We start from the raw sequence: 9,615 nt of genomic DNA on the forward strand, positions 1-9,615 counted from the left end.
GGCGGGGGATGGCCCGCGATCGAGCGGGCCCTGGAGGCGGGCGCGGTGTTCCTCGCCTCCGAACAGGTCGGCGGCAGCCAGGCATTGCTGGACACCGCGGTCGAGCACGCGAAGACCAGGGTCCAGTTCGGCCGGCCGATCGGCGTCTTCCAGGGCGTCAAGCACCGGCTCGCGGACATGGCCGTCCGGACCGAACTCGCGAGCGCCGCCGCCACCTGGGCGGCGTGGCAGCCGCCCGGCACCGGCTCCGCCCGCCTCGGCGCGGCGGTGGCCCGCGCGCACTGCAGCGAGTCCTACCTGGAGACGGCGCTCGACGCGATCCAGGTGCACGGCGGCATGGCGATCACGTGGGAGCACCACGCGCACCGCTACCTGCGCCGCGCGCGGGCCGACGCGTCCGTGCTCCCCGGCGCCGCGGAGCAGCGCCGGATGCTCGAAGAGCTGATCGGCGAGGAGGTCTGAGATGGCGATCGACGTCACCGGGCAGGACCTGGACGCGCTGGCCGCACGCGTCCGCGCCTGGCTGGAGGACAACCTTCCACCCCACTGGCGGAGGGCCGCGCTGGACGGCGACCGGCACGCGCTGGCCCGGATCGCGCGGGACGAGACGACCGTCCGGGCCTGGCACGCCGAGCTCGGACGCTCCGGCCTCGCCACCCCGACCTGGCCCGCCGAGCACGGCGGCCTCGGGCTGGCCGCGGACGCCGCCGCCGTCGTCGGCGACGAGCTGGCGCGGCTGAGCGCGGGCCGCCCCGAGAGCGACTTCGTCGGCGTGGCGCTCGCCGGGCCGACGATCATCGAGTGGGGGACGGCGGAGCAGCGGGACCGCTTCCTGCGGCCGCTCGCGCTCGGCGAGCACCGCTGGTGCCAGCTGTTCTCCGAGCCCGGCGCGGGCTCGGACCTGGCCTCGCTCGCCACCCGCGCGGAACGGGTCGTTCCGGGGGGTGTGGGGGGTCGTCCCCTCACAGGGAGGCCGACCGGCGACGGGAACTGGGTGGTCGACGGCCAGAAGGTCTGGAGCTCGTTCTCCGACAGCGCCGACTTCGGCCTGCTGATGGCGCGCACCGACCCCTCCCTGCCGAAGCGCCGCGGCATCACCTACTTCCTGCTCGACATGCGCTCTCCCGGCGTCGAGGTCCGGCCGCTGCGGCAGCTCAACGGGCACGCGGAGTTCGGCGAGGTGTTCCTCGACGGCGTGGTCGTCCCCGACTCGGACCGGCTCGGGCCGGAGGGCTCGGGGTGGGCGGTCGCGCTGACGACGCTCATGCAGGAGCGCAGCGGCCTGTCCGGCCGTCCGGGCGTGGGGCCCGGCCGGGCGGACCGGATCGCGAAGCGGGCGCGCCGCACCGGCGCCTGGGAGGACCCGGTGCTCCGGGACGAGGTGATGCGCGCGTTCGTCGCCGAGCGGGCGCTCCAGATGGCGACCGTCCGCGCGTTCGCCGCTCTCGGACGGGGCGAGCCCGGCGCGGAGGGATCGATCCGCAAGCTCGCGTACGCGCAGCTCGACACGTCGCTCGGCCTGCTGGAGACGAAGGCCGAGCCGGGCGGCGCCATCGCGTGGGGCGCCATCGCGGGGGACGGGGCGGCCTCGGAGAACGCGGAGCCGGACGCGGCGGCGGCGAGCGAGGCGTTCCTGTCCTCGAAGATTTACAGCATCGCCGGGGGCACCAGCGAGATCCAGCGCAACATCATCGGTGAGCGGGTGCTCGGCCTGCCCAGGGACAAGGACCCCTACGCCGACCTCCCCTTCAGCGAGCGTCCCCGTGGCTGAGCGCGAGATGCGGGAGACGGGAGCCGCGCTGCCGTCCACGGACCGGGTGCGCGTCGGGTACGCCGGTCCCGAGACGCTCCTGGTGGAGCTCAACCGGCCGGACAGGCTCAACGCCATGTCGGGGGAGCTGATCGACGACCTGCACGCGGTCTGGGCGGCGCTCGCCGGGCGGACCGACATCCGGGCGGTCGTCCTCACGGGCGCGGGGCGCGGCTTCTGCGCGGGCCTCGACCTCGTCGACTACGACGACGCGGGCCTGGCCGCCACGCCCCAGGAGCGGTTCGAGCTCCAGGAGCGGATCGCCGCGCTCGTGACGGGGATGCGCGCCCTGCCGCAGGTGGTGATCGCGGCCGTGCACGGCCCGGCGGCGGGCGGCGGGCTGGCCCTCGCGCTCGGCGCGGACGTCCGCGTGGCGGGGCCGCGGGCGGTGTTCGCCGTCTCGTTCGTCAGGATCGGCCTGTCCGGCGCGGACATCGGCGTCAGCTGGCTGCTGCCCCGGCTGGTCGGGGCGTCCCGGGCGTTCGAGCTGCTGCTCACCGGCCGGACGATCGGCGCGGAGGAGGCGGTGCGGATCGGCTTGGCCGGGAGCGTCGTGGACGACCCCCGCGGCACGGCGCTGGAGATCGCCGGCGAGGTGCTGGCCAACAGCCCGATGGGCGTCCGGATGACCAAGCAGGTGATGTGGAGCCAGCTGGAGGTCGGCAGCATGCAGGCCGGGATCGACCTGGAGAACCGCACGCAGATCATGACCAGCTTCACCCGGGACCACGGCGAGGCCGTGACGGCGTTCACCGAGCGCAGGACCCCGCGGTTCGAGGACCGCTGAGCGGACGGGAGGACGGATGACCGCCGAACGAGAGATCGAGGAGGCCGCGCGCCGCCTGGTCGAACGGCACCCGCCGGAGGCGACGCCGGTCCGGGAGTTCCTCGCCGCCCGGTTCGACGCGGGCCTGGCCTGGGTGCAGTTCCCGCCGGGCCTCGGCGGGCGCGGCGCGGAGCCCGGCCTTCAGGGGATCGCCGACGCCGTGGTGGAGGAGGCGGGTGGGCCCGACCCGTTCGCGCTCAACCCGATGGGCTACGGCATGGCCGGGCCCACGCTGATGGCCCACGCGAGCGAGGAGCTGAAGGAGCGGCTGCTGCGCCCGCTCTACGTGTGCGACGAGATCTGGTGCCAGCTGTTCAGCGAGCCCGGCGCCGGTTCCGACCTGGCCGGGCTCGCCACCCGCGCGGTGCGCGCCGATGACGGGTGGCGGGTCACCGGGCAGAAGGTGTGGACGAGCAAGGCCCACGAGGCGCGCTGGGCGCTGCTCTTGGCCCGCACCGATCCCGACGTCCCCAAGCACAAGGGGCTGACCTACTTCGTCCTCGACATGCACGACCCGGGGGTGGAGGTCAGGCCGCTGCGGCAGCTGACCGGGGACGCCGAGTTCAACGAGGTCTGGATGCGCGACGCGCGGATCGATGACGCGTGGCGGCTCGGGGAGGTCGGCGCGGGCTGGTCGGTCGCGATGACCACGCTGATGAACGAGCGCAACGCGATCGGCGGCGGGTCGATCGCCCGCGGCACCGGCTCGGTCGGGGACGCGCTGGCGCTGTGGCGGGAGCGCCCCGACCTGCACGATCCGGCGCTGCGGGACGCGCTCGTCTCGCTGTTCGCGCGGGCCGACGCGCTGCGGCTCACGGGGATGCGCCATGCCGCCGAGCGCGGCGACGGCGCGGCCGGCCCGATGGGTTCGCTGAGCAAGCTCGCCGGCGCGGAGCTGAACCAGGCCGTCTACGAGTTCTGCGTCGAGCTGCTCGGACCGGAGGGGACGCGGTTCCCCGGCTACGACGCCTCCGATCCGGCGGTCCACGACACGGTGCAGTGGAAGCTGCTGCGCGCACGCGCCAACACCATCGAGGGCGGCACCGCCGAGGTGCTGCGGAACGTGCTGGCGGAGCGGGTGCTCGGTCTGCCCGGCGACGTCCGGGTCGACAAGGACCTGCCATGGCGGGAGGTGCCCCGTGGCTGAACGGGAGTTCGTGCTTACACCGGAGATGGTCGCCCTCCGGGAAGCGGTGCGCGACCACTGCGCCCGCGCATGGGACGAACCGGCCGTTCGTGCGGTGAGCGAGGGCCAGAAGTCCGCCCTGGACGAATGGCGCGTGCTCGGCGAGCAGCTCGGCGTGCTCGGCCTCGCCGTCCCGGAACGCTGGGGCGGTGCAGGGGCGGGCCTGGTGGAGGCGGCCGTGGTCGCCGAGGAACTGGGAGCCGTCCTGGCGCCGGTGCCCTACCTGTCGGCTGTCCTCGCGGCGCGGTCGCTGCTCGGTTCCGGCGACGAGGCCGCCTGCGCCGACCTGCTCCCGGGGCTCTGCGACGGCAGCCGGGTGTTCGCGGTGGCGCGGGCCGACGCCGCCGGGCGGTGGGCCGCCGCGCCGACCGTCCGGGGAGTCCGCGACGGCGGATGGTTCCGGCTGGACGGGGCCGCCGCGGGCGTCGTGGACGGCGACGCCGCGACCGACCTGCTCGTGGTCGCCGAAGGCCCGACACTGTTCCACCTGGCCGCGGAGGCGCCGGGGCTCACCCGCAAGCTCGTCCCGACACTGGACCTCACCCGGCCGCAGGCCGACCTCCGGTTCGAGAACGTCCCCGCCCGGCTCGTCGGCGGCGAGGGCGCGGCCGAGCCGGAGCCCGCCGAGGACGCGGCCGTCGGCCTGCTCGCGGCCGAGCTGGTGGGGGTGTCGCGCACGATGTTCGACATGTCGGTCGCGTACGCGAAGGAACGGATGCAGTTCGGACGCCCGATCGGCTCGTTCCAGGCGGTCAAGCACCGGTGCGCGGACATGCTCGTCGAACTGGAGCTGGCCAGGTCCGTCGCCGCGCACGCGGCCTGGGCGCACGACCGCGCCGGGCGGCCGGACGGCGACGATCCCGCGCTGGCCGCGAGCCTCGCCCAGGTGGTGGCGGCGGACGCGGCGAAGCGGATCACCGGTGGCGCGATCCAGGTCCTCGGCGGGATCGCCATCACCTGGGAGCATCCCGCGCACCTCTACTACAAGCGTGCGGTCGCCGCCGCGGCGCTCTGGGGCGGCCGGACGCACCGCACCAGGCTCGCCGCCCTGGCGGTCGAGGGCCCCGCCGAGGGAAGGACCGTCCATGCCCGATGAGCCCGTGCTGGTCGAGGTGGACGGCGGCGTCGCCACGATCACCCTGAACCGGCCCGACGTCCGCAACGCCATCAGCACCCGGCTCCTCACCCGCCTGCGGGAGGTGATGGCCGGGATCGACGCCGATGACACGGTGGACGCCGCCGTGCTCACCGGAGCGGACCCGGCCTTCTGCGCCGGGCTCGACCTGCGGGAACTCCGCGACGAGGGCTCCGAGCTGCATACCGCCGTCTCCTCCGGGACGAGTGGCGGCGCCCCCTGGGAGCCGATCGGCAAGCCGCTGATCGCGGCGGTGAACGGCGCGGCCATCACCGGCGGCCTGGAGTTCGCGCTGAACTGCGACGTGGTCGTCGCCTCGGACCGGGCGGCCTTCGCCGACACCCACGCCCGTGTGGGCGTGCTGCCGGGCTGGGGCCTCACCGTCCTGCTCCCGCTGGCGGTGGGACGCTCCCGGGCGCGCCAGATGAGCCTGACGGGCGAGCCCGTGTCCGCCGGGGACGCGCTCACCGCCGGGCTGGTCAGCGAGGTCGTCCCGCACGAGCGGATGCTCGCGCGGGCCCAGGAGATCGGGGCGGCGATGGCCGGCCTCGACCGCCGCGCCGTCCGCACGCTGCTCGCCTCCTACCGGAGGGCCGAGGCGGAGTTCGTCTCGGGCGGGTACAAGGTGGAGGCCGAAACCGCGCGCCGCTGGAACGCGGGCGGCCTTGACAGAACGACGTTCGGCCAACTCAAATGACATAGACGTCATATTCAGATAGATCCCGGACGGGGGTCCTCCCCGAACGAGCGAACAGGAGTGCACCACATGCTCACCGGCCGGCAGTACAAGGACTCGCTCAAAGACGGGCGCCGGGTCTACTTCGAGGGACGGCTGATCGAGGACCTGGAGTCCGAGCCCGCGCTGGCGGCCCCCTTGCAGGCGATCGCCGACGGCTACGACAAGTACTACAGCGCCGAGCCCGGCGCGGTGAACCCTGTGACGCTCGCGCCGCGCAGCCAGCAGGAGCTGCGGGACCGCATCCCGGTGATCACCGAGATGGACCTCCTGCTCAACGTCACCTACCAGTCGCTGATGACCCTGCTCGTCGCGGCCGGACGGCTTGAGGACGGCGCACCCGAGTTCGTCCCGCGGATCAAGGCGTACGTGGAGGACGCCCGCCTGCGCGACATCCGCATCACCGAGTGCATCACCGACGCCAAGGGCAACCGCAGCCTCGCCCCCGCCAAGCAGGACGACCCGGACGCCTACGTCCGCGTGGTGGAGCGCCGCCAGGACGGCGTGGTGATCCGCGGCGCCAAACTGCACATCAGCGCCGCCGCGTTCGGCCACGATCTGATGGTCATGCCGACGAAGTCGATGAAGCCGGGCGAGGAGGACTACTCGATCGCCTGCGCCGTCCCCGTGAACGCGCCGGGCGTGCACATCACGAACACGACCTACCACCCGCGCGGCGGGGACATGCGCGACTACCCGGTCAGCGCGAAGGAGAGCATCCCCGACAGCATGGTCATCTTCGACGACGTGTTCGTCCCGCACGAGCGCGTCTTCCTGGACGGCCAGACCGAGCACGCCGCCGTCTTCGCCCACTCGCTCGGACTCTGGGAGCGGCTCGGCGGGGTGTCGTTCATGGTGATCCAGGCCGACGAGCTGGTGGGGCTCGCGCACCTGATCGCCGAGTCCAACGGCACGTCCCGGGTCTCGCACGTGCGCGAGAAGATCGACGAGATGATGATCCACGCGACGCTGCTGCGGGCCGGGCTGGAGGCCGCCCTGACGAACGCGCACGCGACGCCGGACGGCTTCTACTACCCCGACGACATGTACACCAACGTCACCAAGTACCAGGGCGCCGCCAACTTCAGCACCATGGTCCGGCACCTGCACGACATCGCCGGCGGCGCGGTCGTGACGGCCCCGTCCATGTCCGACTTCGACAACCCGGAGCTCAGGCCGCTGCTGGAGAAGTACATGGGCACGGGCCCGGGCGTCCCGGGCGAGTACCGGACCAAGCTGTTCCACGCCATCCGGGACACCACCGCCGACAGCTACGGCGGCTGGCACCACGTGACGAACCTCCAGTCCGGCGGCGGCCTGTTCGCGCAGCGGCTGGTGACCCGGAAGAACTACGACATCGAACGGGCCCGCGCCCTCGGGCTGAAGGCCGCCGGCCTGTCGGGCGCGTGACGGCGGATCAGTCGATCTCCCCGGCGGCGCGGCGCAACCGCTGCACCAGCTCGAAGACCTCCTCGGCGGCGTCGTCGCCGATCCCGAGGTCGAACCGCGCGCCGAGCTCCCGGCTGGCCGGCAGCACCAGCTTCCGGCCGGCCGGGGTGATCTCCGCCAGCGTGGTGCGCCGGTCGGTGGGGTGCGGCACCCGCCGCACCAGCCCGTCGCGTTCGAGCCGGTCGACCAGGTTGGTGACCGCCGCCTGGTGGATCAGCAGCCGGTCCCGCATGCGGCCGAGCGGCATCGCTCCCGTGCGGGTCCACGACAACAGCAGCAGGAGTTCGAACCGGGCGAACGTGAGCCCGTAGGGACGCAGGATCCGGTCGATCCGGTCGGTCGCCAGCCCGGCCGCCCTGATCAGCGCCGACGCCGCCTCGAAGGCGGCCCGGTCCTCCCCGTCCACCAGCGCCCGCGGACCGCCCGCGGGGCTCGCCGGTGCGGAGGAGGAGGTCATCAGTGGATGCTATAGGAGGGCGAGGATGTCCGAGGTAGTGGTGACAGGCATGGGAGTGGTCTCCTCTCTGGGCCATGACGTCCCGCGATTCTGGGCGGGTCTCCGCGACGGCGAGGTAGCGATCCACGAGGCGCCCTGGGCCGACGCGGACCATTTCGCCTGGTGGTCGTCCGTCCGGGACTTCAAGCCGGACGACTGGGTGAGCCCTGCCGTAGCGTCCGGCAGCGACCTGTTCACCCTGTTCGCACTAGCGGCGTCCGAGCAGGCGCTGACGGAGGCGGGCCTGGCCGAACCCGACCCGCGCCGGACCGGCGTCGTCCTCGGCACAAGCATGGGCGGCACCCGTGCCCTGCTCAAGGCCCAGCACGCTCTGGAGACCGGTGGCCCGGACGCGGTGGACCGCAAGACGATGATCCAGATCTGGCCGAACATGGCGGCCGCGCAGATCGCCATGAGGCACAAGCTGCACGGCCCGTCCCTCACGTTCTGCACGGCATGCGCCTCGTCCGTCGACGCCATCGGCTCGGCCGCCGACCTGATCCGCTCCGGCCGCGCGGACGTGGTGATCGCCGGAGGCGCCGAGGGCGGCTTCGGCCTGCCGGACGGCCGCCGCGACGGCGACTTCGTTCCGGCGGTTTTCCACAGCCAGGCGTCCTACGGCGTAACGACCGGCGGCGCCGCGCGCCTCCGCGCGAGCATCCCGTTCGACGTGGACCGCACGGGCATCGTCGTCGGCGAGGGCAGCGCCATGGTGGTCCTGGAGAGCAGGGCCCACGCCGAGCGACGCGGCGCGACCGTCCTGGGCTCGGTGCTCGGCTACGCCTCGCTAGCCGACGCGTACCACCCCTCGTCCCCCGAACCGGACGGAATGTGGGAAGCCGAAACGATGGAGCAGGCCCTGGCGTCGGCCGGGCTCACACCCGCCGACGTGGACGCGGTCCTAGCCCACGGCACGTCCACACCAAAGGGCGACACCGCCGAGATCCGCGCGATCAACCGCGTCTACCGGGACCGCCCGGTGAAGGTGACCTCGATCAAGGGCAACCTGGGCCACACCGCAGGCGCCGCAGGCGCGATGAGCGCAGTAGCAGCCCTGAACGCCCTACGCGAAGGCGTCCTCCCCCACACCGCAGGCACGACAAAAGTGGACCCCGAAGCCGACTTCGAGATAGTCACCGACCACACCACCGAAATCACCTCGGGCCACATCCAGGTCAACGCCTTCGGCTTCGGCGGCCAAAACGCCTCCCTAATCCTCGCCGCCACCTAACGCGCAGGGCTGCGCGGGACAGCAGGAGACGGGCCCGTGCGAGTCTTGTTGCGGTGCGTCAGAAGCCGCGGGTTGGTAGGACGCCTTCGAGTGGTTCGGGAATGGGCAGGTCGTCGCCGAGGACCGCCGAGGCACTGTGCGCGTAGTCGTCGCCGCGCGGCTCGGAGAAGATGGTGGCCTTGCCGTCCAGCCGGTCGATCAGCAGGTACAGCGGGATGTCGGCGGCGGCGTAGCCCCGGCGCTTGGGCCCGCGGTCGCGTTCGGCGCCCTTGCGATCGCGCGGGCGGCCAGAGGTCACCTCCAGGACCATCGCCACGCCGTCGGGCTTGCTGTGCCATTCCCGTCCAGCGAAAGCGCCCTTGGGGGCGGCGATCCCGTCTGGGACGTACTCACCCTCCGGGCTGATCAGTGTCAGGTTGCGGTGCAGTCGCAGACCATGGACATCACGTACCCAGTCATCAACGGCCACGACGACGGTCTCGTGCTGTCCGTCGGGGGTCGGTGACACGATGATTTCTCCATCTACCAGCTCGGCACGGAAGCCCGGCATCACATCGAGTGCAGCGAACGCCTCGCGCAGGTCGTCACGGACGGGCGACGGCTCTTCCGGCATCGCCGTCATGGCAAATCTCCTCGTAGTGTCAGCGGTGGTGCGCCGTGCTCCACAACGCTAGCAACTCATGTTCGGGCACGCCCGCCTGGCTGGGATTGCCTCTTGGGTTGGTGGACGGGCGTGGGAGGTGGGG

10 protein-coding genes are annotated in these 9,615 nt (G+C 72.9%); 8 read left to right on the top strand and 2 right to left on the bottom strand.

Features of this window, described 5'->3' with window-relative positions:
• The 7 genes from E1281_RS32595 to E1281_RS32625 all read left to right on the top strand — a co-directional run.
• The coding region (locus E1281_RS32595) for an acyl-CoA dehydrogenase family protein (RefSeq protein ID WP_279433673.1) at window positions 1-462 on the top strand (462 nt) is incomplete at its 5' end.
• A gap of 1 nt (window position 463) precedes the next feature.
• Complete coding sequence (locus E1281_RS32600) at window positions 464-1,771, top strand: acyl-CoA dehydrogenase family protein (protein ID WP_131883559.1); 1,308 nt, start codon at window positions 464-466, stop codon at window positions 1,769-1,771.
• Window positions 1,764-2,597, top strand: coding sequence for an enoyl-CoA hydratase-related protein (locus E1281_RS32605; RefSeq protein WP_243717656.1), 834 nt, complete (start codon window positions 1,764-1,766; stop codon window positions 2,595-2,597). The genes E1281_RS32600 and E1281_RS32605 overlap by 8 nt, the downstream gene beginning before the upstream one ends.
• A 16-nt stretch (window positions 2,598-2,613) precedes the next feature.
• Window positions 2,614-3,783, top strand: coding sequence for an acyl-CoA dehydrogenase family protein (locus E1281_RS32610; protein ID WP_131883560.1), 1,170 nt, complete (start codon window positions 2,614-2,616; stop codon window positions 3,781-3,783).
• Window positions 3,776-4,918 carry an acyl-CoA dehydrogenase family protein gene (locus E1281_RS32615; RefSeq protein ID WP_131883561.1) on the top strand — a complete coding sequence of 381 codons (1,143 nt, stop codon included), beginning with the start codon at window positions 3,776-3,778 and terminating at the stop codon, window positions 4,916-4,918. The genes E1281_RS32610 and E1281_RS32615 overlap by 8 nt, the downstream gene beginning before the upstream one ends.
• The gene (locus E1281_RS32620; protein ID WP_131883562.1) at window positions 4,908-5,654 is read left to right on the top strand and encodes an enoyl-CoA hydratase; all 747 of its coding nucleotides are present in this window, start codon (window positions 4,908-4,910) and stop codon (window positions 5,652-5,654) included. Before E1281_RS32615 ends, E1281_RS32620 begins: the two co-directional genes overlap by 11 nt.
• A gap of 69 nt (window positions 5,655-5,723) precedes the next feature.
• Window positions 5,724-7,103: a 4-hydroxyphenylacetate 3-hydroxylase N-terminal domain-containing protein gene (locus E1281_RS32625; protein WP_131883563.1), complete on the top strand. Its 1,380-nt coding sequence runs from the start codon at window positions 5,724-5,726 to the stop codon at window positions 7,101-7,103.
• 7 nt (window positions 7,104-7,110) lie between these two features.
• Here the strand turns inward: E1281_RS32625 and E1281_RS32630 are convergent, their stop codons facing one another.
• Entirely contained in the window at window positions 7,111-7,599 is a 489-nt protein-coding gene (locus E1281_RS32630) for a MarR family transcriptional regulator (RefSeq protein WP_131883564.1), read from the bottom strand.
• A 25-nt stretch (window positions 7,600-7,624) separates the two neighbouring features.
• Between E1281_RS32630 and E1281_RS32635 the strand changes: the two genes are divergently transcribed.
• The gene (locus tag E1281_RS32635; protein WP_131883565.1) at window positions 7,625-8,869 is read left to right on the top strand and encodes a beta-ketoacyl-[acyl-carrier-protein] synthase family protein; all 1,245 of its coding nucleotides are present in this window, start codon (window positions 7,625-7,627) and stop codon (window positions 8,867-8,869) included.
• Window positions 8,870-8,927: 58 nt separating this feature from the next.
• Here the strand turns inward: E1281_RS32635 and E1281_RS32640 are convergent, their stop codons facing one another.
• A complete protein-coding gene (locus E1281_RS32640) occupies window positions 8,928-9,491 on the bottom strand; it encodes a Uma2 family endonuclease (RefSeq protein WP_131883566.1) in 564 nt (187 codons plus the stop codon).
• Window positions 9,492-9,615 lie beyond the last annotated feature (124 nt).

The sequence above is a fragment of the Actinomadura sp. KC345 genome (genome assembly GCF_004348515.1).
GTDB lineage: Bacteria > Actinomycetota > Actinomycetes > Streptosporangiales > Streptosporangiaceae > Spirillospora.